26 protein-coding genes are annotated in these 25,246 nt (G+C 60.7%); 10 read left to right on the top strand and 16 right to left on the bottom strand.

Features of this window, described 5'->3' with window-relative positions:
• Positions 1-27 precede the first annotated feature (27 nt).
• The 4 genes from KHO31_RS27960 to KHO31_RS27945 all read right to left on the bottom strand — a co-directional run bounded on the left by KHO31_RS27960 (position 28) and on the right by KHO31_RS27945 (position 4,086).
• Entirely contained in the window at positions 28-957 is a 930-nt protein-coding gene (locus KHO31_RS27960) for an NAD(P)-dependent oxidoreductase (protein ID WP_201108331.1), read from the bottom strand.
• Positions 954-2,309 (bottom strand): C4-dicarboxylate transporter DctA, encoded by a 1,356-nt coding sequence (gene dctA / locus KHO31_RS27955; RefSeq protein WP_201108330.1) that lies wholly within the window; start codon positions 2,307-2,309, stop codon positions 954-956. Before dctA ends, KHO31_RS27960 begins: the two co-directional genes overlap by 4 nt.
• A 166-nt stretch (positions 2,310-2,475) precedes the next feature.
• Positions 2,476-3,651, bottom strand: a complete 1,176-nt coding sequence (locus KHO31_RS27950) for a UxaA family hydrolase (RefSeq protein WP_236564299.1) — start codon at positions 3,649-3,651, stop codon at positions 2,476-2,478.
• A 90-nt stretch (positions 3,652-3,741) separates the two neighbouring features.
• Complete coding sequence (locus KHO31_RS27945; RefSeq protein WP_234487979.1) at positions 3,742-4,086, bottom strand: UxaA family hydrolase; 345 nt, start codon at positions 4,084-4,086, stop codon at positions 3,742-3,744.
• A gap of 615 nt (positions 4,087-4,701) precedes the next feature.
• On the opposite strand from KHO31_RS27945, the gene KHO31_RS27940 reads away from it, so the two are divergent.
• The 4 genes from KHO31_RS27940 to KHO31_RS27925 are packed head-to-tail and all read left to right on the top strand — an operon-like array spanning position 4,702 to position 8,352.
• Complete coding sequence (locus tag KHO31_RS27940) at positions 4,702-5,721, top strand: ABC transporter substrate-binding protein (protein WP_201078531.1); 1,020 nt, start codon at positions 4,702-4,704, stop codon at positions 5,719-5,721.
• Position 5,722: 1 nt separating this feature from the next.
• Positions 5,723-6,520, top strand: coding sequence for an ABC transporter ATP-binding protein (locus KHO31_RS27935; protein ID WP_200653711.1), 798 nt, complete (start codon positions 5,723-5,725; stop codon positions 6,518-6,520).
• Positions 6,513-7,418 carry an ABC transporter permease gene (locus tag KHO31_RS27930; RefSeq protein WP_200653710.1) on the top strand — a complete coding sequence of 302 codons (906 nt, stop codon included), beginning with the start codon at positions 6,513-6,515 and terminating at the stop codon, positions 7,416-7,418. Before KHO31_RS27935 ends, KHO31_RS27930 begins: the two co-directional genes overlap by 8 nt.
• 16 nt (positions 7,419-7,434) lie before the next feature.
• A complete protein-coding gene (locus KHO31_RS27925) occupies positions 7,435-8,352 on the top strand; it encodes a LysR substrate-binding domain-containing protein (protein WP_201078535.1) in 918 nt (305 codons plus the stop codon).
• Here KHO31_RS27925 and KHO31_RS27920 read toward each other — a convergent pair.
• The 6 genes from KHO31_RS27920 to KHO31_RS27895 are packed head-to-tail and all read right to left on the bottom strand — an operon-like array spanning position 8,283 to position 13,064.
• Entirely contained in the window at positions 8,283-10,019 is a 1,737-nt protein-coding gene (locus tag KHO31_RS27920; protein ID WP_211624596.1) for an L-aspartate oxidase, read from the bottom strand. The two genes, KHO31_RS27925 and KHO31_RS27920, sit on opposite strands and share 70 nt — an antisense overlap.
• A gap of 22 nt (positions 10,020-10,041) precedes the next feature.
• Positions 10,042-10,677, bottom strand: a complete 636-nt coding sequence (locus KHO31_RS27915) for a fumarate hydratase C-terminal domain-containing protein (protein WP_200653707.1) — start codon at positions 10,675-10,677, stop codon at positions 10,042-10,044.
• On the bottom strand, positions 10,667-11,572 hold the full coding sequence (locus KHO31_RS27910; RefSeq protein ID WP_201078539.1) for a fumarate hydratase: 906 nt from the start codon (positions 11,570-11,572) through the stop codon (positions 10,667-10,669). Before KHO31_RS27910 ends, KHO31_RS27915 begins: the two co-directional genes overlap by 11 nt.
• A gap of 24 nt (positions 11,573-11,596) precedes the next feature.
• Complete coding sequence (sdhC, locus tag KHO31_RS27905) at positions 11,597-11,992, bottom strand: succinate dehydrogenase, cytochrome b556 subunit (protein ID WP_211624594.1); 396 nt, start codon at positions 11,990-11,992, stop codon at positions 11,597-11,599.
• Entirely contained in the window at positions 11,989-12,333 is a 345-nt protein-coding gene (locus KHO31_RS27900; RefSeq protein ID WP_200653704.1) for a succinate dehydrogenase, read from the bottom strand. The genes sdhC and KHO31_RS27900 overlap by 4 nt, the downstream gene beginning before the upstream one ends.
• A complete protein-coding gene (locus KHO31_RS27895; protein ID WP_211624592.1) occupies positions 12,330-13,064 on the bottom strand; it encodes a succinate dehydrogenase/fumarate reductase iron-sulfur subunit in 735 nt (244 codons plus the stop codon). Before KHO31_RS27895 ends, KHO31_RS27900 begins: the two co-directional genes overlap by 4 nt.
• Before the next feature lie 296 nt (positions 13,065-13,360).
• Here KHO31_RS27895 and KHO31_RS27890 point away from each other — a divergent pair, with 296 nt between their 5' ends.
• A complete protein-coding gene (locus KHO31_RS27890) occupies positions 13,361-14,119 on the top strand; it encodes a GntR family transcriptional regulator (RefSeq protein ID WP_211624590.1) in 759 nt (252 codons plus the stop codon).
• Between the two features lie 64 nt (positions 14,120-14,183).
• On the opposite strand, the gene KHO31_RS27885 is transcribed toward KHO31_RS27890, so the two are convergent.
• Positions 14,184-15,116 (bottom strand): 2-hydroxyacid dehydrogenase, encoded by a 933-nt coding sequence (locus KHO31_RS27885; RefSeq protein ID WP_201078547.1) that lies wholly within the window; start codon positions 15,114-15,116, stop codon positions 14,184-14,186.
• Between the two features lie 227 nt (positions 15,117-15,343).
• Between KHO31_RS27885 and KHO31_RS27880 the strand changes: the two genes are divergently transcribed.
• Complete coding sequence (locus KHO31_RS27880; protein ID WP_201078549.1) at positions 15,344-16,876, top strand: sensor domain-containing diguanylate cyclase; 1,533 nt, start codon at positions 15,344-15,346, stop codon at positions 16,874-16,876.
• 91 nt (positions 16,877-16,967) lie between these two features.
• On the opposite strand, the gene KHO31_RS27875 is transcribed toward KHO31_RS27880, so the two are convergent.
• Together KHO31_RS27875 and KHO31_RS27870 are read right to left on the bottom strand one after the other, a co-directional pair.
• Positions 16,968-17,270, bottom strand: coding sequence for a putative quinol monooxygenase (locus tag KHO31_RS27875; RefSeq protein WP_211624588.1), 303 nt, complete (start codon positions 17,268-17,270; stop codon positions 16,968-16,970).
• Positions 17,271-17,474: 204 nt separating this feature from the next.
• The gene (locus tag KHO31_RS27870) at positions 17,475-17,798 is read right to left on the bottom strand and encodes a VOC family protein (RefSeq protein WP_211624586.1); all 324 of its coding nucleotides are present in this window, start codon (positions 17,796-17,798) and stop codon (positions 17,475-17,477) included.
• A 207-nt stretch (positions 17,799-18,005) separates the two neighbouring features.
• Between KHO31_RS27870 and KHO31_RS27865 the strand changes: the two genes are divergently transcribed.
• A complete protein-coding gene (locus KHO31_RS27865; RefSeq protein ID WP_074287721.1) occupies positions 18,006-18,347 on the top strand; it encodes a zinc ribbon domain-containing protein YjdM in 342 nt (113 codons plus the stop codon).
• A gap of 80 nt (positions 18,348-18,427) precedes the next feature.
• Here KHO31_RS27865 and KHO31_RS27860 read toward each other — a convergent pair whose 3' ends face one another.
• The 3 genes from KHO31_RS27860 to KHO31_RS27850 form a co-directional block, all read right to left on the bottom strand.
• Positions 18,428-19,555 carry a porin gene (locus KHO31_RS27860; RefSeq protein ID WP_211624584.1) on the bottom strand — a complete coding sequence of 376 codons (1,128 nt, stop codon included), beginning with the start codon at positions 19,553-19,555 and terminating at the stop codon, positions 18,428-18,430.
• Positions 19,556-19,638: 83 nt separating this feature from the next.
• On the bottom strand, positions 19,639-20,871 hold the full coding sequence (locus tag KHO31_RS27855) for an MFS transporter (RefSeq protein WP_201078557.1): 1,233 nt from the start codon (positions 20,869-20,871) through the stop codon (positions 19,639-19,641).
• Between the two features lie 78 nt (positions 20,872-20,949).
• Positions 20,950-22,284, bottom strand: a complete 1,335-nt coding sequence (locus tag KHO31_RS27850; protein ID WP_201078559.1) for a hypothetical protein — start codon at positions 22,282-22,284, stop codon at positions 20,950-20,952.
• A 635-nt stretch (positions 22,285-22,919) separates the two neighbouring features.
• Here KHO31_RS27850 and KHO31_RS27845 point away from each other — a divergent pair.
• From KHO31_RS27845 to KHO31_RS27835, 3 genes are all read left to right on the top strand, one after another.
• Positions 22,920-23,642 carry an autoinducer binding domain-containing protein gene (locus KHO31_RS27845; protein ID WP_201078561.1) on the top strand — a complete coding sequence of 241 codons (723 nt, stop codon included), beginning with the start codon at positions 22,920-22,922 and terminating at the stop codon, positions 23,640-23,642.
• Between the two features lie 15 nt (positions 23,643-23,657).
• The gene (locus KHO31_RS27840) at positions 23,658-24,278 is read left to right on the top strand and encodes an acyl-homoserine-lactone synthase (RefSeq protein ID WP_201078563.1); all 621 of its coding nucleotides are present in this window, start codon (positions 23,658-23,660) and stop codon (positions 24,276-24,278) included.
• 134 nt (positions 24,279-24,412) lie between these two features.
• Complete coding sequence (locus KHO31_RS27835) at positions 24,413-25,243, top strand: hypothetical protein (protein WP_201078565.1); 831 nt, start codon at positions 24,413-24,415, stop codon at positions 25,241-25,243.
• Positions 25,244-25,246: the final 3 nt, after the last annotated feature.

The raw sequence follows: 25,246 nt of genomic DNA, 5'->3' as shown, positions 1-25,246 counted from the left end.
ATTTGCGCGTGGGTTTGCGCGTGGGTGTCAGTCCGAAAGCGCGGCGGCGACCCGTTGCGCGACGAGCGAACTCACGCGCTCGTTGGATTGGACCGTCAGTCCGGCGATGTGGGGCGTGAGGATCAGGTTCGGCGCCGCCGCCAGCGGCGAGCCCCGTTTCAACGGTTCGTCGTCGAAGACATCGAGTGCTGCGCCTGCGAGCCGTTTCTCACATAAAGCGGATGCCAGTGCGCGCTCGTCAATCGTGCCGCCGCGTGCCGTGTTGATCACGATCGCGCCGCGCTTGAGGCATCCGATGCGCTCGCTATTGAGCAGGTTTCGCGTGGTGCCGGTGAGGGGCACGTGCAGGGTGACGACATCGGCGAGAGCCAGCGCGTCATCCAGCGCCATGCAGCGCGCGCCTGTCTCACGCCAGCACGGCGCATCGGCGGTAAGTTGCGGATCATGGCCGACGATCGTCATGCCGAGCCCGCGCGCAAGGCGCGCCACCAGCTGGCCGATGCCGCCGAAACCGATCACCGCGAGCACACTGCCCGCAGCCTCCCGTCCGTTCGACAACGCCTGCCGCGGCCACTCGCCCGCCGCGACATCGGCGCTGCGCAGATAGGTGCCGCGCAACAGCATGAGCGACGTGGTGATCACGTATTCCGCGACGGCCTGGGCATTCGCGCCCGTGGCAGGCAGCACCGTCACGCTGCGCTCGGCACAGGCGGGCATGTCGATATTGTCGAGACCGACGCCCAGCCGCCCCACCGCACTCAGCTTCGCAGCGGCGTCGAGCAATGCCGCCGACACCTGCGTGCGGTTTCTCACGATCAGCGCGCGAGCATCCGCCAGCTCGGCCATGAGGCGCTCGGGATCGTCCACCAGCGCGGGATCGAAGCAGACGTCAAAGTCTCGTCGTAGCGTGTCGACCGCAGCGTCGTCCATGAATTCGCTGATGACGATCTTCTTCATTTAGCCGCCTTTTCCAGCAGCGGATGAGCAACGGGATGACGGGTTTCCTCGAGCCCGGGGCGGACCGTCGGCGACTGCGCTTGAGGTTGAGCCGGAGCTTGAGCCTCGCGCGGCGCGGCGAGGAATTCGCGTGCGGCACGTGCATCGAACGCGCCTTCCCAACGCGCGACCACCAGCGTCGCCACCACATTGCCGATCATATTGGTGAGTGCGCGCACCTCGTTGAGCACCCGGTCGACGCCGAGAATCAGCGTGATCCCCGCCACCGGAATGATGTTGTGGGTGGACAGCGTCGCCGTCAGCGCAACCAGCGCCGCACCGGCCACGCCCGCACCGCCCTTCGAGGTCAGCATCAGGATCGCCAGCAGCCCGACCTGCTGCATCAGCGACAGATGCGTGTTGGTCGCCTGCGCGATGAAAAGCGAGGTCATCGTGAGGTAGATCGCCGCGCCGTCGAGATTGAACGAATAGCCGGTGGGCAGCACGAGCCCGACAATCGCCTTCGGGCAACCCATGCGTTCGAGCTTCTCCATGAGGCGCGGTAACACGGACTCCGTGGTGGAGGTGCCGAGCACGATCAGCAGTTCCTCGCGGAAATACCTGAGCAACGGCCAGAGCCCCACGCCGGCCCAGCGCGCCGCCGCACCGAGCACGATCGCCACGAACAGGATGCTGGTGATGTAAAAACAGAGGATCAGCAGACCGAGTTGCTGCAAGGTGCCGATGCCGTATTTGCCGACCGTGAAGGCGATCGCACCGAATGCGCCGAGCGGCGCGAGCCGCATGATCATCTCGACGATGCGCATCAGCGTATCGCCGAACTGTTCGATGCCGCGCATGAGCAGCCGGCTGCGCTGCGCCATGATCGATAGCGCGATGCCGAACAGTACGGAGAACAGCAGCACCTGCAGCAGATCGCCGCGTGCGAACGCGCCCACCACCGAATTCGGCACGATCAGGTCGAAGAAACTCGACGGCGCCGCGTGTGCGTCCGCCACGTAATGCGACATGGCGTGCGCATCGAGCGTGACGGGATCGATGTTCAGCCCTGCGCCCGGATGCAGAACGTTCGCCACGGCCAGCCCGATCACGAGCGCGATGGTGGTCACCACTTCGAAATAGAGCAGCGTCTTGAAGCCGACGCGGCCCACCTGCTTCAGGCTCTCCATCCGCGCAATGCCCACCGAGACCGTACAGAAGATCACCAGCGTGATCAGCATCTTGATGAGACGGATGAAGGTGTCGCCGAGCGGTTTCATTTCGACGCCGAACGAAGGCGCAAAGTAACCGACGAGAATCCCGGCTGCAAGTCCGATCAGGACCTGCACGTAGAGATGTTTGAGCACGCGCAAGATGGTGTCTCCTCCACTCGCTGCCGCCAGATGTCGAGCCGGCGCCTTTGCGGCATGGCTTGCCGGGCACGGGTGCGTTCTCGGCCATTCTCCGTGCCGGCACGCGCCGGAATGTTGAGGTCCGCTCCGATCTTACCAGGTTTCCGGAGCGGTCAACCCTCCAGAATCAGGCGCTTTCGAACAGGCGTGTCAGCACGAACTCGCGATGGCCGAGCGCTTCCGCCGCCGTGAAACGGCCGTTGATCGTGGCCATCATGCATTCGAGCAGTTTGTCGCCGCTCTGGTCGAGGTTCTGCTCGCGCTGCAGGATGCCGGTCACGTCGACGTCGATATGCTCGCCCATGGTGCGAACCGTACGCGGGTTCGCGCAGATCTTGATGACCGGTACGATCGGATTGCCGATCACGTTGCCCTGCCCGGTCGGGAAGAAATGGACCGCAAAGCCGGACGCCGCGCACAACGTCACCATCTCCGCCGCCGCCGACGACGAGTCCATGAACCACAACCCCGAGTGCGTCGGTTCCTCGGCCTTGTCGAGCACGCCGTCCACCATGCACTTCTTGCCGATCTTCTGGATATTGCCGAGCGCCTTCTCTTCGATGGTCGTCAGACCGCCCGCGATATTGCCCTTGGTCGGCTGCGACTCGGAAAGATCGTCCGTTTTCCAGCGGTTGATCATGTCCTGATAACGGTCGAACATGAACTGAAAACGCTCGCGCACGCCGTCGTTGGCACAGCGCGCGGCGACGATCTGTTCGCCACCCGTAAGCTCCGAGGTCTCGCCGAAGACGAGCGTGGTGCCAAGGCCATACAGCTTGTCGAAAGCATTACCGACCGTCGGGTTCGCACCGCAGCCCGAGGTGGTGTCCGACTCGCCGCATTTGGTGGAGACCCACAGGTCCGAGATCGGGCACTCCTCGCGATCGAGCGACGTGGCGTACTGCACCATTTCTTTCGCGGCCTTCGAAGCACGCATGATGGTGTCGTGGTCCCCATGCAGTTCGATGCCGAAGCCCATCACCGGCTTGCCGGTTTTCGCAATGCCGTCGACGACGCGCTTGGTCCAGCCTTCCTCGATGCCGATCACGACCACGGCCGCGACATTCGGGTTGCTGCCCGCGCCGATCAGCGTACGGAAATGCAGGTCGAGGTCGGCGCCGAATTGCAGCCGCCCATACGGGTGCGGCAGCGCCATCGTGCCCTTGATGTTGTTCTCGACGGCTAGCGCGGCGGCATTCGACAGATCGTCGACCGGCAGAATGATCACATGGTTGCGTACGCCAACGCGGCCATTGTCGCGACGATAGCCGCGGAAAGTCGTATCCAGATCAATCACGCTCATGGTGTGTCTCTCGTTCGGGTTCGGTTCGATTCGGTTCGGTTTGATGCGGTTCGCAAAAGGACAAGCGGTGGCTGGAAAGACGCCCCCCGCTTACCAGCGCTTCGTCTTGATGTTGTGCACGTGAGCGTGCTCGCCGGCGCTGATCGGCGCGACCACCTTGCCGATATCCACGCCGTACTTGAACACCGTGTCGCCGACCGCCATGTCCTTGAGCGCCACCTTGTGACCGATCGGAATGTCCTGCTTGGCGGGAAACGTCACGATCTCGTCGTCGTCCATGATCCACGCGTTGAGTTGCGTACCCGCCTTGATGCCCTCGACGACTGCCACGCCGACTGTGTCTTTCGCCTCGTGCAGCACGATATGAATCGTCTTGCGTTCAGGCGCCGCGCCCGCTGCCGCGGTACCGTTGATGTCTGCCGTGGGATTGCTCATTAGCGTCTCCGTTCGTGTGTTGAATGCGGTGTGGGTCCCGCCGGGGCAGCGAGCCAAACGCGCTGCTGTGAACTGATATTAGGCGGCACGTCTGTGTATGTCAACTAGGTCATCTATATGTGTTGGATGAGTGTTTTCCAGTAGTGCCCGCGCTTGCGGCTGATGAACGCAGTCGATGCGATGCATGCCGCGTTTCTACCAGTTTGCTTTCACGCGCGTCATCGCCTAGACTTCGAACTCATACAGATGACCTACATAACACGGGTCATTGGATGCACTGCAACACGCTTATCGCCGCACCGGAAAAGAGCTGAACGCATGCCGGCATGCAGTGCGCGCACGACGCACGACCGGCCACAGGAGACACGCATGATGCTTGCCCCTCTCTACAAGCCATGGGACTTGCTTGCGCCCATGCGGCATACGCCACCCTTCGCTCCATCGCTCGCGCGCTCATTTGCGCACCCATTGACGTACTCATTAGCGCATGCAGTCACGCAACGCGTCCGGCAAATCGCCTTGCGCAAGTGAGCGCCTGGCCGCCTTGCCTCGTTTTTCTTTCTTCGTCCCCACGCGCGCCTCGCCGGCGCTCCACAACCATAGGGTGTGCCAGCAATGAACGTGAAGAGCGTATTTCGATCGATAGGCGTCGCCTGCATGCTGTCCGGCATGCTTGCCGCCGGCTCCGCGCGCGCGGAACTCAGCGAGGTGAAGATTGCCCGCCAGTATGGCGTGAGCTACCTGCCGCTCATGATCATGCAGGACCAGAAGCTTCTGGAAAAACACGCGGCACAGATGGGCATCAAGGATCTGAAAGTTTCATGGGTCGAGTTTGCCGGCGGCAATGTGATGAACGACTCGCTGCTGTCCGACTCGTTGCAGATCGCCTCGGGGGGCGTGGCGCCGCTTGTGCTGCTGTGGTCGCGCACCAAGGGCACGCCGGTCGAGGTCAAGGCGTTGGCTGCGATCAATTCGATGCCGCTGCTGCTCAATACGACCAACGCAAAAGTGAAGACCGTGAAGGACTTCACGGGTCAGGACAAGATCGCGCTGCCAGCGGCCAAGGTGTCGATCCAGGCGATCACCTTGCAGATGGCTGCGGAAAAAGCATTCGGCCCGGGGAATCAGGGCCAACTCGACAAATACACCGTGTCGCTCGCTCACCCGGATGCGCAGCAGGCCATGATGTCCGGCAACAGCGAGGTCACCGCGCACTTCGGCTCGCCGCCGTTCCAGGAACAGGAGTTGCAAAAGCCGAATGTGCATACCGTGCTCAATTCGTATGACGTGCTCGGCGGCAAATCGAGTTTCAACCTCGTCTGGTGCACGACGCGCTTCTATCAGGAGAACCCGAAACTGACGAAGGCGTTCATGGACGCGTTAGACGAATCGGAAGCCTGGATCAATCATGACAAGCACGCGGCCGCCATCGCCTATCTGCGGATATCGAAGGAAAAGAGCAGCGTCGACGAAGTGGAGAAAATGATCTCGTCGCCGGACGTGTCGTTCACCACCGTGCCGCAGAACACCATCAAATACGCCGATTTCATGGCGCGCACCGGGCTCATCAAGACTAAGCCGCAATCGTGGAAGGACATGTTTTTCCCGACCGCTCAATCCCTGCAAGGAAGCTGATATGCGCGCCGCGACCGAAGCCACGCCTTATCCCGACACGTCGCCGCTGCTTGCCGTGCGCGGCGTGACGCTGCAATACAAAACACCGAAAACCCTCGTGATGGCCACTTACCGCGTGGACTTCGAAGTATTCCGCGGCGATCGATTTGTCTTGCTGGGCCCGTCCGGCTGCGGCAAGTCGACCTTGCTCAAGAGCGTCGGCGGTTATCTCGCGCCGACCGAGGGCACGATTTCGCTGAAGGGAAAAGTCGTCACCCGCCCCGGCCCCGACCGGATGATGGTGTTTCAGGAATTCGACCAGTTGCTGCCGTGGAAAACGGTCAGGCAGAACGTGATGTTCGCGCTGCAGGCGTCGCATCGGTTGCCCGCGAAGGAAATCGAGGACCGCGCGATGCATTACATCGACAAGGTCAATCTCTCCTCGTTCGCCGACAGCTATCCGCATACGCTCTCGGGCGGCATGAAGCAGCGCGTCGCCATTGCGCGCGGTATGGCGATGGAGCCCGACATCCTGCTGATGGATGAGCCGTTCGCCGCGCTCGACGCACTCACCCGCCGCAAGATGCAGGACGAACTCCTTGCGCTCTGGGACGAGACACGCTTCACCGTGCTATTTGTCACGCACTCGATTCCCGAAGCGATCAAGGTGGGCAGCCGGATTCTGCTGTTGTCGCCGCACCCCGGCCAGGTGAAAGCCGAACTTGAAACGGCGGCGACGCCGGAAGCCGCTATTGCGCTGGAAAAGCGCATCCAGCACATGCTGTTCGAAGACGAAATCGAGAGGGCGGAAAATGTCTGACATGCTTACCCACGGCAGCTCCAGTCATCGCAATGTCCCGCCTGTCGTACGGCGCGCCGACGTGGTCCGCGAGCCATCCGAGACACGCGAGTTCAGCGTCGTCGAAAAACCCTTGTCGCCGTTCGAGCGGCTTTATAACCAGGCCTGGATTCGCAAGCTGGTCATTCTGATGCTGCTCGCGGGTATCTGGGAAATCTATGGTCGCTGGCTGAACAACCCGCTGCTGTTTCCGACCTTCAGCGCGACCATCGATGCTTTCTTCAAAAGCATTGCAAGCGGCGAATTGCCGGGCAAGGCGTGGGCGTCGATCCATGTGTTGCTGATCGGCTACGCGTTCGGGATCGTACTCGCCGCCCTGCTCACGGCTGCGGCGATCACCTCGCGCATCGGCACCGATTTTCTGGAGACGATGACCTCCATGCTCAATCCGTTGCCCGCCATCGCGCTGCTGCCGCTGGCGCTGATCTGGTTCGGCCTCGGCAACGGCAGCCTGATCTTCGTGCTGGTGCATTCGGTCACGTGGTCGGTGGCACTCAATACGCACTCGGGGTTTTTGTCGGTCAGCAACACGCTGAAGATGGTCGGGCGCAACTACGGCTTGCGTGGCGGCCGCTACGTGCTGCAGATTCTCGTGCCCGCGGCGTTCCCAAGCATCCTCACCGGGCTGAAAATCGGCTGGGCTTTTGCATGGCGCACGCTGATCGCGGCCGAGCTGGTATTCGGCGTGAGTTCCGGTTCGGGCGGCCTCGGCTGGTTCATCTACGAGAACAAGAATCTGCTCGATATCGCCAATGTGTTTGCCGGTCTGTTCACCGTGATTCTGATCGGGCTCGCCGTCGAGAATCTGATTTTCCGCGTGCTGGAGCGTCATACAGTGCAGCGCTGGGGCATGCAGTAAAGGGAGCGGAGCCGTCGTGAGCGCGATTCGCTATTTCGTGACGTTTCTTTCGGTGGCGCGGCACGGCTCGTTCGCCGCCGCCGCTGAAGAGGTGTGTCTGACGCAGGCTGCGGTCGGCTTGCAGATGCGCTCGCTGGAACGCGATCTCGACCTCGTGCTGTTCGATCGCGCAGCCCGCTCGGTGTCGCTCAGCGCACAGGGCCGCGCCGTGCTGCCACTCGCGGAAACGCTGGTAGCAAACTATCGGCAGATTCTCGCGACGGGCGATGCCGGCGAGCTGTCGGGCACGGTTCGCGTCGGCGCCCTCGTCTCCTCGCTGATGGGCGCGTTTGCCGACGCGATGCTCAAACTCAAGCAACGCTATCCGCGTCTCGATCTGAAGCTGTTCACGGGGCTGTCGAGCGATTTTGCGGCACGCGTGGAGAGCGGCGAACTCGATGCGGCAATCGTCGCGCAATCGCCGTCCGCGCTGCCGGCGGCGCTCAAATGGACCGTGCTGTATAGCGAACCGATGGTGTTCATTTCACCCGCGAGCGGCCAGCACGCGTCGATCGAATCCTTGCTCGAAGAGCCGTTTATCCGCTTCGACCGTCATACCTGGACCGGCGTGCTCGTCGACAACGCGCTTCGCCAACTCGGCTTTGCGAGCGACGAGATCATGGAGCTGAATTCGATCGAGGCCATTTCTGAAATGGTGCGGCGCGGCTTCGGCGTGTCCATCGTGCCGCTTCTCGCCAACGCGCACTGGACCCGCGAGACGGGCCTGCAGGTCACGCCGCTGCCCGAGCGCATCACGCCGCGCCGGGTCGGTCTGCTGGAACGGCGCGATCACCCGCGCGAGGCGTTCACGGATGCCGTGAAGCGTCATTTCATCGACACCGCCGAGCTTTCTTCTTCGATCAGCGACTCGCCAGGACGCACCCGCGTGAACTGAACCGGTTGACGGCTTGCCGCGAAGTTTTCGCCTTCGAGGCGCAGGCACATATATTCGGATGTCTCCAGTTCGCCCGCGTCAGGAAAGTCCTCGCGATAATGCGCGCCGCGTGAGTTCTCCCTGAGCAGCGCCGACTCGGTGATCGCGCGGCTTACGAGGATCAGATTGCGCAGGTTCATCCAGTCGTGCCAGGACAGATTGAAGCGCAAATCGCGGCCGTCGATACCGGTTTCGTCGAGCTGTGCGTCAAGCTCCACCAGTTGACGCCGCGCGCGCTCGAGCCCCGCTGCGTCGCGCAGAATGCCGACATCGTTCCACATGACTTCGGCGAGCGCGTCGCGGATCGCTTCGAGATTGCCGCGCGGCTGGTGCAAGGGGCGAGTGCAGCGGGCCATCGCCGCGTTGATCGCGTCGGTATCGGCATCGGCGAAATGGCCGTGGCGCGGCACCCACGCCGCCAGCGTGTCGCCCGCGATCCCGCCGAACACCGTCGAATTCGCCACGCCGTTGCCGCCCAACCGGTTTGCGCCGTGCACGCCACCCGCGTCCTCGCCGGCCACGAAAAGGCCCGGCAGCGTGGTCGCGCAATTGGATTCGAAGACGACGCCGCCCATCATGTAATGCGCCGTGGGCACGACTTCGACGAGACCGCCCGCCAGATCGAAGCCGCAGTCGGCACAGCGCTCGACCATGCCCTTGAAGCGCTTGCGCACACTCTCGGCGCCGAGATGATGCATTTGCAAATAGACGCCGCCGTTGGGCGTCGCGTGGCCGGCGCGCAGCTCGCGGAAGATGCTGCGCGAAACCACATCGCGCGTCGCACGTTCGGCGCGCGGATCGTAAGCCTGCATGAAACGCTCGCCCGCACCGGTGAGCAGATACCCGCCCGCGCCGCGCAGCCCTTCTTCGAGCACGGTGCCGGTCATGCGCGTGTCGGCGCCCGCCAGCAGTCCGGTCGGATGAAACTGCACCATCTCCATGTCGCGCAGGGTCAGGCCGGCGCGCAACGCCATCGCCATGCCGTCGCAACTCTTGTCGCCGCTCGGCGTGTGATAGCGATACATGGTCGGGCCGCCGCCGGTCGCGAGCAACACGGCCTGAGTGCGGACGAACACGAATTCGCCGTTACGCATGTCGATCATCAACACGCCGGCGAGCGATGCACCGTCGCGGCTGCGAATGAACTCCACCGCGCGATGCTCTTCCAGCCGGTCGATACCGCGTGCCCACACCTGCTCCGCCAACCGGTTGATGATCTCGATGCCCGTCTGGTCCCCCTTATGGACAGTGCGGTCGAAAGTCTGACCGGCGAACGCTTTCTGCCGCACGGAGCCATCCGGATTGCGGTCGAAGAAACAGCCCAGTTCGTTTTCCAGTTCGCGAATCCGCTCGACGGCGCCCGTCACCAGCATCCACGCCAGGTCCTGATTCGAGAGCCATTTGCCGCCTTCGATCGTGTCCATGAAGTGCCGCTCGATCGAATCGCCCGGTGCGAGCGCGACGTTGTAGCCACCCTGCACCATGCGCGTACAGCCGCATTTGCCGAGCAACCCTTTGACCGCTACGGTAATGCGCAATTGCGGCGCGGCCGCCTGCGCGTGCAGCGCCGCGAACAGGCCGGCGCCGCCGCTGCCCAGAATGAGAATGTCGGTATCGAACTGTTTCATGGGGTCGCGTTCCGGATACGTCTCACACGCGAATGCCGAGCGACGCGAGCACTGCATCGCGCTGCGACCGCGTATTCTGTTGAACTGCCGTGTAGAGGCTGCCGCCGTGACTATCCATGGCGACCAGCAACGGGCCGAAGCCGCGAATCCTGAAGCGCCAGAGCGATTCGGGATTGAGATCGTCGAGATCCACGTCTTCGATCTGTTCGATCCAGGTGGTTTCCAACGCCGCCGTGCCGCCGACGATCGCCAGATAGACGCCGCCGAATTCCACGAACGCGGCGCTCGAGGCCGTGCCGAGGCCACCCTTGCCGATCACGGCACGCACGCCGTAGGTCTGCATCAACGGCGCGGTAAAGCGTTCCATGCGCGCGGACGTCGTCGTGCCGATGCACACCGGTTCGTAACCTGCGGGATGCTCAGGCGAGACCGCCACGCGCCGCACATTCGGCGCCGTATGAATCACTGCGTGACCGTGCAAATCGAAGCGCGTGGTGCGGCCGTGGTCGAACATGTGGATCTGGGTGGCGTCACGAATACCGAACAGGGTGTGATTGAGCGTCACCGTATCTCCGATGCGCAACGCGCGGATCTGCGCCTCGCTCGCCGGCATGTCGAGCGTGTGATGCGTGCCGGTGGAAGGCGTTTCAGTAGCCATATGCCACTCCCTGCGCGGTCACGGTCGCGCGCGCGCGCCGTGCCGAATGGCACTGCATGTTCACGGCGACCGGGTTCATCGTAATGTGAGTGGCAGCCAGTTCGACGTGCACGGCGAACGCGGTCGCATCGCCGCCCAATCCTTGCGGTCCGACGCCCAGCTGATTGACCGCCGCCGACAACTGCTGCTCCAGCGCCGCACCGTGTTCATCGCGGCAGTGGGTGCCGAGCGCCCGCGTGGCCGCGCGCTTCGCCAGCGCCACGCACAGGTCCGAAGTACCGCCGATGCCGACACCGACGATCGTCGGCGGACATGTCTTGCCGCCCGCATCGACTACACAATCAATCACGAAGCGCCGGATCGCATCGACACCCTCAGCCGGAATCGCCATGCGTAGAAACGAGTTGTTCTCCGAGCCGCTGCCCTTCGGAATCATTTCGATGGACAGCGTCCCCGGCGAATCGTCGAAATCGACATGAATCACGGGGACTTCCGCACCGCAAGAATTCTGCTCGTTGTGGCGCGTAAGCGGATGGACAACCGACGAGCGTAGAGGATGCTCATGCGTGGCGCGAGCACAGCCGCTTCGAATCGCAGCCTTCAGGCGCATGCCGTCGAACCGCACGTCCTGGCCGATCGTGATGTTGTAGATCGGCAGCCCGGTGTCCTGACAAAGCAGATTGTCGTCACGCTCAGCCACCACGATGTTCTGGCGCATCGTGCCGAGCACCCGCCGCGCGGTGTCGTTACGCTCGCCGGCTTCGAGCTTCGCGATGCCGTCCTTGATATCCGGCGGAAGCTGCTTGAGCGAGCGGATATACAGCGTCTTGGCAATCTCTTCGATCAACGCGTAATCGACGGTGAAATCCGTTGTGAATCTCGTCGTGGTTTCCATTGAAGCCTCTTCGAAGACGCTCGCTCACAGGGTCAGTGAAAGCGCAAACGCCATGCCGATGACAAACGCGCCGCCGGCGGTCAACGCGATGAGATCCTTACGCAAACCGCTCCACGGCCGGAACTCGATCAATAACAGACGCACGCCGCCGATCAGATGCGCCGCGAGCAGCGTGACCAGCCCCCACTCCGCGAAAACGAATGCCGGCGCACGCGTGATCGTCAGGAACGACTCGAAAGACGCGGCGCCGTTGAGCGCCGTGCCGAGTGCCCAGAAATGCGCGGGCAGGAAAAAGGCCAGCGCGAGACCGGATAGCCGATGAACCAGAAAGGCCCACCACGCGGGATGATTGCGGGCGCGGAAGTCGAGCTTGCGGCCAGGCGTGACCGTGCGTGTGGACGTGCGTGCGTGGGTGCTCATGCCGGTGCTCCCGCAATCAGCGCGTAGACCGCGCGCAGGCCGGCCAGCGCCAGCGCAATGCCCACAAGCATGCTGGCGCGTGCCGCCCACGCACCACGCCAATTCAGCCATTCGTCCGCGATACGACGCAAGCCCACTGGCACGTGCACAGCCGCCGCGATCACGAAGACCGCGTAGAACACGCCCCATACGATGTTTCCATGCAGACGCCCGATCACATCGACAGCGCGCAGGCCACCGTGGACGACCCAGACCATGGTCGCCAGATGCACCGAGACACAGAGCGTCAGCACCATCGCGGACAAGCGCTGCAGCCACCAGCCGTTGAGGCTTCGATTCATCGCGGGCCTCCTTTCGGCGGCATCCGGCCCGCACGCTTGAGGCCGGCGATGCTGGCGGTCGGCGCAAGTGCCTTCGGACAGCGCTCCGTACACGAGCCGAGCGTGTGGCATGAGTGGCAGCCTGCATCGGTGGCGACCGCATCGTGGCGAGCGGCCTGCTGGACATCGCGCACGTCGTTGACGAGGGTCCATGCGCGATTGAGCGCGGCCGGTCCGAGATAGTCCGGTTTCCAGCCGACCACGTCACAGCTCGCATAGCACACGCCGCAGCCGATGCACTCGATGCCCGCATCGGCCGCCTGCCGTTCGGGCGAAGCCGGATCGACCTGTTCGAGCGGAGCGCTACGGTCACGATTGCCCGCAAAAAAACCTTTGGCGTCGCGCCATTTGTCGAAGAACTGCGTCATGTCGACGGCGAGATCCTTGACGATCGGCAGATGATTCAACGGCGCAATTTCGAGCACATCGCCAGGATGGCGCAGCACCTTCGCCACATGCGTGCGGCAGGTCCAGCGCGCGCGGCCGTTCACGGTCATCGCACAGGAACCGCACATGCCGACGCGGCACGCGAACCGGTAGGACAAAGTAGCGTCGATACAGCGCTGGATATGCGTGACGACGTCCAGCACGGTTTGACTGGCGCGGCGCGGAACCTCGAATGATTCGAAGGCGCCGTCTTCGGCACCGCGCCACACGCGCACACTCAGCAAATCGCTGACGGAAGGCTGCATAGGGATAGTTGTAATGCCCAATTGTTCTGCTGAAAGATACTGGCTGGTCATCAGGTTAGAGCCGTGCGTGCCCACTTGAAAAGCCAGTAATTCTTGGTTGAAGGACAAGTGTTTCTTGTGGATGCGTGGCGCGAAACACCGGTGCGCCAGTGCGTTTGGCAGGTAAAAACCCTTGTCGCGACGAGCCTACAGAAACTATCTCATCTAGATGTGCTAGATGAGATAGTCGGCTAAAATCGGGGCAGGTTTAACCTTCGCGAGCGGCATCGCGCGGCTCGCGCATCTCAGGGGTTGTCATGAGCACGCTCGCCATCAATCCGCCCGCGCTGGGCGGCACGCGGTACAAGGAGGTCAAGAGCGCGATTCTGGCCGCGCTCTCGGCGGGCGAATGGAAAGGCGGCGAATGCATTCCTTCGGAGAAGCGGCTCGCCGAACGGTTCGGCGTGTCGATCGGCACGCTGCGTAAAGCAATCGACGAACTCTGCGCCGAGAACATTCTGATCCGTCATCAGGGTCTCGGTACCTTCGTGTCCATGCATCAGCGCGACCGGCATTTTTTCCGGTTTTTCCGCATCGTCCGGCGCGATGGCGACAAAGCCTATCCCGTCGTCAAGCTGATCGAATTTAAAAAAGCGCGTGCGTCCCGCGAGGTAGCTGCGATGCTCAGCATCGAAACCGGTGCGCGCGTGTTCCAGTTCGTCAACGGCCTGGCACTGCATGGCAAAACCGTTCTGATCGAACACATCACGGTGCCGGAAGCGCATTTTCCTGGCCTCACCGAAGCGAAACTCCGTAACCGGCCTAATACGCTCTACAACTTTTACCAGGACGTGTTCGGCATCAACGTGGTCGAGACCGACGAACGCGTGAGCGTGGCATCGGCCAACGAACTGGAAAGCACGCAGTTGAACGTGAGCGTCGGTGGACCGCTGCTCGAAATCCGGCGGATCGCCTACTCGTATCACCGCAGCGCGGTCGAACTGCGCGTTTCGCGGCTGAATACCGAAGAGTACGAATACATCGGCACCCACGCAGGCCGCGAAGAACAACGGTAGGCCGGCCTTAGTAGAAGGTCGACAGCCGTAAACGGCGAACGTGCGGCTTGCGCGCGTGTGCCGCTCAGATCGGCGTCAACACCGCTTCGCCAGCGAAATGCCGCTTCGCATTGGCCAGAAAATTGTCGACCGAGGCTGCGATCGCTTCCGGCGAGCGGCCGCCCACGTGCGGAGTCAGCACCACGTTGCGCAGCGTGAGCAAGGCCTCGGGCGGATGCGGCTCGCCTTCATAGACGTCCAGACCCGCACCGGCAATCGCGCCGGCGGCGAGCGCCTGGGCCAACGCTGCGGTATCCACCACACTGCCGCGAGAAACGTTGACCACGAAACCGCCGCTCCCCAGCGCTTCCAGCACCTCGGCGCCGATCAGATGACGCGTACCGGCGCCGCCCGGCGTCGCCACCACTAGAAAATCGCACCACTGCGCGAGCCCCCGCACGCTGTCGAAATAGCGCAGCGACGAGCCTTCACGCGGTTTGCGGTTGTGATACCCGATTTCCATTTCGAAGCCGGCGCCACGCCGTGCGATCTTTTCGCCGATATTGCCAAGCCCAACGATGCCGAGCCGCTTGCCGGACACGCTCGGCCGCAAAGGCAGCGTGTCGCGCCAGACGCCCTCACGGGTGCCCTGATCGAGTTGCGGCACGTCGCGCACCACCGCGAGCAGCAAGGCGAACGCGTGATCGGCCACGCAGTGATCGTTGGTGCCCGCGCCGTTGACGAGCACGATGCCGCGCGAGCGGGCGTGGTCGATGGCGAGGTTTTCATAGCCGGCGCCGAGCGCGCTGACCAATTCGAGTTGCGGCATCCGGTCGATTTCAGCAGCCGTCAGCCCGGTCGTGCCGTTGGTCAGCACGGCGCGGATCGTCTCGCCATGCGCGGCGATCGCCGCGGCCCGCTGGGTAGCATCGGGTGCATAGACGACGTCGAAAGCAGCCTCGACACCGGCGCGGCTTGCGTCCTTCAAGGGGATCAGAACCAGCAGGGATGGTTTCATAACGGGCGCTTTTTCTTAAGGCGGTGACGGACGGGAGACGTGACGAGTGAGTGTAACAAGCCTCCCGCAGCCCCGCTGCAAGCCCGCTGCCGTGCGCCTAAAGTCCATCCGAGCCACGCCGTTATATTCGTGGATGGACCGGCGCGAACAGGACGCGTCATGCGCCTTTCTTTTGAGCCGACCCCAAGCCGCTTTAGAATAGCCGGAACTCCGACCACGGGAATCCCATGCTGGACAACATCCCGCGCGGCTCAGTGCCCGCCAACGACGCCCCAAAGGAAGTCCTCCTGGGGGGCGTCCCGAAGGAAGTCCCCTTGCGGGACGATTCCGAAATGTTCGAACTCGCGCCAGTCTCGCTCTGGCTCGAAGACTTCAGCGGCGTGCGCGCGCTATTCGACGCATGGCGGGCACAAGGTGTGACGGACCTGCGCGCCCATTTCGCCGCCGAACCTAACCGGGTTGCCGAATGCGCGCACAGCATCCGTGTCATCAAGGTCAACCAGAAGACGCTGGCACAGTTCGAGGCCGCCGATTTCGACACGCTCACCGCCAATCTCGCCTCGGTGTTCCGCGACGACATGCTCAAGACCCACCTCGAAGAGCTATGCCAATTGTGGGCGGGCCAGGTGCAGTTCACGAGCCAGACGGTCAACTACACGCTCGGCGGCCGCCGGCTCGACGTGCTGCTCAAGGGCGCCGTACTGCCCGGCCACGAAGAACGCTGGGACCGCGTGCTTGTCTCCGTCGAAGACATCACCGAACTGGAAGGCGCGCGGCATCGCGTCACGCTTGCCGAAGAGTATGTGCGCGGCCTGTTCGAACATTCGCCGGTGTCGCTGTGGGTGGAAGATTTCAGCGCGGTCAAGCGTCTGCTCGACGACGCGCGCTCAGCCGGGATCAGCGATTTTCGGGTGTTCACCGACGTGCATCCCGAGTTTGTCGAGCGCTGCATGCAGGAAATCCACGTACTCGACGTGAATCAGCACACGCTCGACATGTTCGTGGCGAAAGACAAAAAAACGCTGCTGGCGCGCCTGCCCGACGTTTTCCGCGACGACATGCGCCCGCATTTCCGCGAGCAGTTGATCGATCTATGGGACGGCAAACTGTTCCAGCAGCGCGAAGTGCTCAACTATTCGCTCGACGGCAACGAGGTGCACGTGCACCTGCAGTTCTCCGTACTGCCGGGCCATGAACGCAATTGGGACCTGGTGCTGGTGGCCCTCACCGACATCACGGCGCGCAAGAAAGCCGAAGCTTATCTGGAGTTCCTGGGCAAGCATGACGTGCTGACCAAGCTGCGCAACCGCTCGTTCTACGTCGATGAACTGAACCGGCTGGAGCGCAAAGGTCCGTGGCCGGTGACGATCATCATGGCCGATCTGAACGGTCTCAAACGCGTGAACGACCAGCTCGGCCACGCGGCCGGCGACGCACTGCTGCGGCGCGCCGGCGAAGTGCTGGCCAAGGCGACGGACGCGCCATTTCACGCTGCGCGCATCGGCGGAGACGAGTTCGCGATCCTGATGCCGGACACCGACGAGCGCAGCGGCGCCGCGATGGTCGATGCGATCCGCCAGCTGGTCGACCTGAACAACCAGTTTTATCCGGGCTCGCCACTGAGTCTTTCAATGGGTGCGGCGACGTGCCAGCGCGGCGACCGCCTCGAAGCCGGCGTGCAACGCGCCGATCTGCTGATGTATGAGGAAAAGCACGCGCATCACGCAAACCGTCTGGCTACGGACGCGCCGGGCGATTGACGCCCGGGCGCCTGGCACGCTGGCGCGATGTTTTGCGATTGTTAAAAAGGCTGCGCCGGTCGATTGATGCCCGGGCGGACTGGACGCTCAGTCAGCCGGGCAGTTTGGCCGCCAGTACGTCGATCTTGTGGATGCTGGGCGGCGTGGCGAATAGCTCGCCGGCCTTCGCCATCAGTGCGGCGGCCACCTTGCCGTTCAGATGCGCCTCGCGGCCCGCTTCGTCCGGGAAAGCGTCGAAAATGGCATAGGTGGACGGTCCCAGCTTCATGCCGAACCAGGCGGTGGTAGCAGGCTCCTCTTCGACGAGCGGCAAGCCGCCCAGCAGAAAGGCCTCGACATCCTGTTCCTTGCCGGGTTTGGCTTCAAGACGAACGTACAGAGCGAGTTTGACCATGGCGCGACTCCTTGGGTGAAATGAGGACAATGGATCCGGTTTGCGGGGCTGGCAAAGCGCTGTGAAGGGCCTCTGCTCGTCAAGCACTCAGCAAGTATAGGGCGGCGTTCGCGAAGCTGCGCTAGAGAGGACGAAGCGCGCAGGGGCGCGTCGTGCGGCGTCGAGCACCGGCCATCCCGAATGCTGCTGGGCGGAACCAGCGCGTCAGCCTTTGTCCGTCCTTACCGCCTCGCCGTAAGTGCTGACGATCCGCCGATCCTGCTCCTCTACGGAAAACAGCTCCCATTCGAGCCCATTCACGTCTTTGCTGCTCGAGTGGCCTTCCACTGAATCGTCCTCGAAGCCGACGTGCCGAAGCTGTCCGCTTTTATCCGGCATCTCGTTGATCGAAAAGTTGAGCAGATCGGTGCGCCACATCGCGTAACGGCCGGGGACAACCGCGGTGGGTGGCTGATCGAGACGGCGGGTGTAGTCTTCGATGGAAGCGTCGAGGTTGGCGACAGCCAAAGCAATATGAAAGCGTTTCATTGCGGTTGCCCTGAAAGTTAGGATGGGTGTATTCATCGTATCGGCGAAGCGCCGCCGCAACCAGTTGTGCAAACATCCCGGTATCGCCATTACCGGTTTGCGCTAAAGCAGCTTCCGGCGTGTAGGACGAATGTGGCTTCGTCAAGGTCCGCTATACTCGCCGACCCTGAAGTTATCCGCGGCGCGCCGCGCTCTGGAAAGAAAATCATGTCGACGATTCCCGCCTGCCCGCAATGCGCAATGGAAAACACCTACCCGGACGGCGAAAATTACGTCTGCCCGGATTGCGCGCACGAGTGGCCGATGACCGCCGCCGCGAGCGCTGACGAGGCCGACGAGCGCGTCGTCAAGGACGCCAACGGCAACCCGCTGGCCGACGGCGACGCGGTGGTGCTGATCAAGGACCTGAAGGTGAAAGGCTCGTCAATCACGCTGAAAATGGGCACCAAGGTGAAAAGCATTCGCCTTGTCGGCGGCGATCACGAAGTGGACTGCAAGATGGACGCAGGCAACTTCATGCTGAAGGCTGAGTATCTGAAGAAGGTTTGAAGCGACGCGTGGGCGAACTGAACCGGCTGGAGCGCAAAGGTCCGTGGCTGGCCGGTGCGCAGCGAGCCGACCCGTTGATGTCAGAATCGATGGAGCACGCCAATGCGCAGCGCCATCTGGCTATTGGTGCCCGTTCCTGAATTGCCGATCACACGCGGGCTCGAGCCAATTTCCGCCTGCACCGGCACCGGCACCGGCACGCCGGCCACGGTATTGCTGCCCGACGCTGTTTGCCGAATCGCCACAACGTAAACGTCGGTACGCTTCGACATGGCATAGTCCAGTGCCATGTTGATCTGATTCCACCTGCCGCTGGACGCACCCACAAGCGTCGAACGCGTATAGCCGAGCGCAAGGCCGAATACAGCCGTCAGGGCGTACCTGCCCCCTATTTCGAGGTTATCGAGTTTTGATGCGGCGCCGGCCCTCGGCGCCAACGTGGTGCGGGTGACGTTAGCCCAGACGCGCATTGCGCCGATGATGCAACGCGCGCCCACGGCGTAAGTGCCCAGATGACGCAGATCGCCCACCCTAACGTTCGCGACGGTGATGCTGGGCAGCGGTGCCGTCGGGCCACTCAGAAAATGGATGCCGGTGTACGCCGCACCCATGGCAAACGATTCGCTGATGTAGTTCAGTCCCACGCTGTACGCGTTCGATAAAACATCGTGACCCGCGTCGCTCGCCGCTTCCGTCCGGTTGGTGAATGCAGCCATGCCGCCAATCTCCAACCTGTAAAATTTCGTGATACTAATCTTCACTGCGTTACTGACGCGTCCAGATGCCAACTGATCGATGTCATTGATATGATAGGCGTAGTTGCCCGCGGCCGACTGGCTTCCCATCGTGTAGTTGCTACCTACGTACAACGCCGACAATGCGGTTTGGCGCCCAAACGTCAGCGCGCCGATACCGCGCATCGACACGCCGAGATAAGCGATGCGAGCGAGCGCACTGCTTTGCGATGACTCGCCACCACTTGTGCCGAAACCTCTTTCCAGTACAAAAGTCGCGCTGAGTGCATTGCCAAGCTTGTCCATGCCGCGCAGGCCCCATCGATTGCCGCGTGCGACGCCGTCAGCGTACCTGAGCAACGGCGAACGCCCCCCGGAGGCCGCCGCGTTCGACACGTAGCTCAATCCGGCGTCCACCAAGCCGTAAGCCGTCACGCCGCGCTCGGCGCGTGCGTCCTCTGCGACACTGCTCATCAACGATGTGAGTATATGGACGGGCACCACTCGGCGCCGGCTCGCCATGACGGACATGAACCGCTCGAGCCACCCCGCGCCTGTCATTGCTCGGGCGGGAGGTGGTGGCGAGCGAGTCGAGTTGCGCAAATCATTGCGGTGCAGTAAGCGGCGAAGCACAGCAGTGCCCCAAGACCGAGCACCATACGCAGCCCCAAAAGTGGCGCTGACGCGCCGAGCCACAAGGCATTCAGTGCCGGTCCACCACGATAAATGACGCCGTACAACGCGAGCACGCGCCCTCGCATCGTTTGCGGCACCGACAGGTGAATCAACGTTTGGGCGCCGATACCCGTCACGACCACCGAAAAGCCCATCGCAAAGAAAAGGACAATCGCCAGTCGAAAATTGTGCGTGAGCGATAAAGCTAGCGCACAAAGCGATGCGCTCAGAACGTGCAACCTGATCAAGGTCATTAACAATTTTGTCTGGCCACGGCTGCCAAACCATACGCCGCCCACCAGCGCGCCGGCGCCTGTCGCCGCCACAAGTGACGCAAAGCCTTGCGGGCCACGCTGCAACAGTTCACCGGCAATCGCCGGTGCCATGTCCGGAACGCCGCGAATGCACACGGCGGACGCCGCCAGGATCACGAGGGTCGCCCGCAGCGGGACGTTCGACAGCAGGTAGCGAACTCCGCCGGTGATATCGCTTAGCCAATACAACGGCAGTGCAGATTCAGCCGGATGTGGTTGAACTGGAATGAGAAAGAACACGGCGATGAACGCGGCGTAGCTGAGCGCGTTGAACAAAAACAACGCTGCAGGATCCAGCTTCAGCAGCAATGCTCCCGCAATGGCCGGACCGACAAAGCGCGCGAGATTGAAGCATAGCGAATTGATTGCGACCGCCGAAGCGACCCTCCGCTGCGGCACCAGCGTTGCGATCCATGAGAGCCGTGCGGGCTGGCACAGCGCGCTTGCTATGCCCGATATGAATGTCACAGCAAGGAGCCACTCCATCGAGCTGGCATGACTCAAAAGCAGACCGGCCTGCAAGACGGCCATTGCCGCCCCCACATACTGACAATACAGAATGATGCGGCGCCGGTCGCAACGGTCCGCAATGACGCCGGCTATCGGTGCAAGAAGCACCGTCGGAAAAAGATCCGCCAACGCGAGGATACCGAGCCACATGCTCGAATGGCTTGCCTCCCATGCAAGCCATCCTGTGCCGATCCGCTGCACCCAGGTCCCGACCAAAGACAGGCTGTTACCGAAAATAAACAGCCTGAAGTCCTTGCAGGCCAGTGCGCCGAACCGCTTACTCTCGCGCACGAGCTAACGCTGAAAGAGGTGCAACAATGGGCGCAGTCCGAGCGCGCGAGAAAGTAGTGGAATGACGCTTAACTGTCTTCATGAGTGCGTTGCTCCGAGGGAACTCAGCACCGCCATCTTTCGCCCGTCCTGCGCGATGTTGACTTTGCGCGCCCGGCTAACTCGCGATCCGTACCCGACGATCGCGCCGCTGGCGATCATGACCACGAGATCCCGAAAGCAGGACTCTCCGTCAATCTCAAAGTCGGATTCAACATATTGCTGCACGACATAGCCGAGCGATGAGGTCTTGTTTATCAGTTGCCGCCATGCACGATCGTCGTAATCACGGCCGACATGAACCGACGCTCCGCGCGTTCCGTACGGATGCTTGATGACGAAGTCGTCCTTGTCATCGATCACGTCTCTTTGCGTGATACCGTCACCCAGCTTCCAGCTCATCGGAATGATGGTGCCGATAGCCGCACGATCGGTATCATCGAAGAGATAAGAGAAACGGGGATCGGACATCACCGCCACGCATAGCTTGTTGTCACCGATCCAACGCCCCGCCAGCGATGACTGAACCACAAGTCGGCCTTCTACGATACTTCGGCAGAACTGATTCCATTGCGGGACGTCCTGAATGGCGCGCTGCACACCATATTTCAGGTAGGCAAGCTGGAACGATTGCTCATCGCTCTGGTTGATCTGCTCGGGCGTGAGCATGACCGAATGCAGGCCGATCGCCTCAAGCCGCTTCTTCAGATGAGGTAATTCGAGAATATTTCCGCCCTCTGGATGCAAGAGTCCAATGCCTTTGACGTCACACATGCCACGTTGACGCGCTAACTTTGACAGCCATGTGGCAACCCAGTCCTCGCGCTCAAACGTGGACGACGCACCGCCCCATGAGCCGATAAGCTCCGACGTAAATGGCGCCTCGCGCCAGTAGCGGTTGATCAAACCCGCGTACACGATTCCACCGGGCGCATTACAGTTGAACTCAATGATTTTGAGTTCCGATAGCGTGCGCCCCATCAGGTCGAATCGGCATAGATCGACGTTGTTATTGGCGGGATGAGCATCCTCCCGCACCCACTGCTTCAGTGGGCCTGGAATGTCCAGAAACGCCTGAAGATTCGCGTCTGCACGATACGCCGCGACGATCTTCTGCAAAGCACCGTATACGATCGTGACTCGCTTCTCCAGGATCGCCTGCGCTTCAGCGTGCAGTGCGCAGACCCCAGACATAACCGGATACGGGCGCGACTGGTTGCCCTCAAAGCTCATCGCCAGATTGTCGTCTGCGGTGCGACGCTGCACATGGGAATAGGCCTGGTTAAATTCTGCGTTCGAATGATTCTTTTCTAATGTTATCCAGTCCTTATCTGGATCAAAGATCGGAAGATCGCAAACATCTGAACTATTCACGCAAAACTCCTTGACATAAATTCAAACAAAAATTCATCCCTGATAAATCCATAATATTTATCAAAATACTATTTATCGAAACAGATTCGACGACACATATAATTACACAAATTAAATTACGGAATAGCTCCGACGATTGGTAGCCAAGATCCGATGGTTAGTTTTCAGGCTCGAATAAACAGATGGCTATCATTGACGAAATAAAGGGTTGGATTGATTGACTTATATGGGTCGACAATCGCGCGGCAGCCCGTCGCAATGGAGTTTGCCCATCTACGCTTAAAAATCACGGAGACGGGAGAATTTTGCAATCGTTATATTTTTATGCCGCGCTCAAAAAACCGTCAAATATAAAAATATTTCCAGCGCATCGAAAAATGGGTGCATCTCCCGCATGTTATTTTCCAGCACAACCGTTCGGAAATAATCGAGTGTGCGTCACTGCACCACAGCACTAAAAATGGTAGGAGATTGATTTCGCACGCCAAACGAGCGGTTTTATGCTTTACGATATAAAGCTCAAACGACGCGCAAGGGGACAATTACTGCGCGCATTGCCAGGACATACCCCAGGAATGCGCACTAATTCATTCAAAAAAAGTCAGTCAGTAGAACTTGAATAGCGGAGTCCAACAGTGCCTCGACATCTATCCGATTGGTGGAGCGATCTATTCTTCCAATTGCAAACCTGTACGCACATCGACGCAGCATTTTCCACGCTGTCGCGTGCGTCGCAAGATCTCGGATTTCCATATTTTGCATTTGGCTACGTCACGCGCACGCCTTTCAGTTCGAGAAACATCTTTATAAAAAGCTCCTATCCCGAGTCATGGGTGTCGAGATATCGGGAAAAGGAGTATCTGAAGGTAGATCCCGTCGCCCGACTAGAATCGGCCGACCTTACTCCCGCAATATGGAACGACGATCTCTTTGCCGGCGCGAAACAACTATGGGACGAAGCGAAGTCAGCGGGACTCGCCATCGGTATTTCGCAGCCTTGCTGGGGGCCGCGCGGACAGCCGGGGGTCTACTCGCTAGCAAGGGACAGTCATCCGCTCAGTTCTGAAGAGGTCAAAGCACTGCGGCCTTTTCTCGCCGCTCTCGCCCATCTTTCGATGTCGTGCATCACCGGGATTTCGGATCGGCAGCGGCTCGCCACAAACAACGTGAAACTCACCGATCGCGAAATCGAGGTTCTCCGCTGGACCGCGGACGGAAAGTCGGCAAAGGGGGTGTCAAACGCCCTTGATATTTCAGTCGATACAGTGAATTTTCATGTGAAAAATTGCATGAGAAAACTCGCTGCCCCCTCCAAGGGCAGCGCAGCAGCCTATGCGGTTGCGTACGGATTGCTATAAGTACGGAGATGTGTCATGGAAGATATTGTAGTCACTAAAATGAAGAACCTGAGCCCCGCCGCAAGACAGCAACTTGGCTTGTATCGACATACGGTGTTCGTCAAACATATGAAATGGGAACTACCGTCCGTTAGTGCTGAAACGGTCGAGGAATGGGACGAATTTGATCGCGACGACTCCACTAACGTCGTTGCCTATACGCAGGACCGCCGTATCTGTGGCTATGCGCGATTGCTGCCCACCACTCAGCCCTACCTTCTGGGTGAAATCTTTCCCGACTTATGTTCCCGTCCGTTGATAAGCGACCCTTTCACATGGGAATTGTCTCGATTCACAACTTTCCATAACGGCGCCGCCGTCAACGTTCAAACAATGCGCAGACTCCTGGAATCGCTCTTTTTATATTCTGGACAGTTAGGAGTGCGTCGCTTGATCGGCGTTGCTCCTTGCGGCATGCAACGACTCTATCGGCGCTTGGGACTGGTGCTTCAGCCGATCGGGCCGATACGCCCTGGCAGAGGCGGCGTGGCCGCGTTTTCGCTGGATGTCGACGCGGATGCAATGAGGGCCTTAAGAGACGGTGCCCTTGAACGGCAAATGCACACCCCCGTTCGTCGCACCGGCGATGCCATCTGAACGGACGGCGATGCGATAAGACTGCTGCTGAGAACGTTCGGCTAGTGGCCCCTCCTCGCCTCACTCGACAACGTGCAGTTTCCCACGGCTTTTTCAACGGAGGCCCCGTGTTTGTTCGACGCGCGATGCAAGAAATGGACTACGACCTGCTCACTCACTTTTTCGAAAGAGATCTGGGAGGAAAACACTATTTCAACTGGAAAAATTTCCACGACCCGCTTGGCTGCGAACCATCGAATCATCAAGCCATCTGTTTTGAGGAAAATGAGGAATGTCTCGGGATAATGTATTCCAGAAATTATGAATTCCGGATAAACAATCGCGAGCTTGCCGTGAACTTACTGGGCGACCTCGGTGTCGACAAACGCTGCAAATCACGAAACGTGATAATCAACCTGTTTCGGCACGCTTACAACAACAAATCCGATCTGGTCATGTGTTTTTCTGACGCAAGAAAAATCCTCACCTACGAAAAAATATTCCATAAATACTTCACGCCCAGAACCCAGATTATTGATTACACGGAAGTTACCTGCCAACCCCAACCGGTTGAATCACGCACGCTAACGGAATTGCACCATATCCCGGATTACGTCTGGCGAAATCATCTTGGCCGCAAGCGAGATCAACGTACCAGCAACTATCTCGGCAGCCATCCTTTATATCAGAAAATTCATTATCTTCGCGACGAGGAAAAATATCTTACCGTCGGAATAACCGAGGAATATGCCGAGGTCATTGACATTTCAGACACTACAGCCTCCCACTTTACGTGGGGGCTGGGGGTTGCAGCACTATTCAGGAAAAATTGCCGCGTCCTGCTTCACAGCAAGCATGCACCACGAATCATCGAAAATATGCCGGTGCTTCTCGAAAAACCCGTTTACATGCTTGTTGGCTACCTCACCGATTTGCCTATCCTCGATCGGGATCGGGTGTGGATTGGCCGCATTGACAGACGCTAGCAT

The organism is Paraburkholderia domus, assembly GCF_905220705.1.
Lineage (GTDB): Bacteria > Pseudomonadota > Gammaproteobacteria > Burkholderiales > Burkholderiaceae > Paraburkholderia > Paraburkholderia domus.
This window is presented reverse-complemented; position numbering and strand designations above follow the sequence as displayed.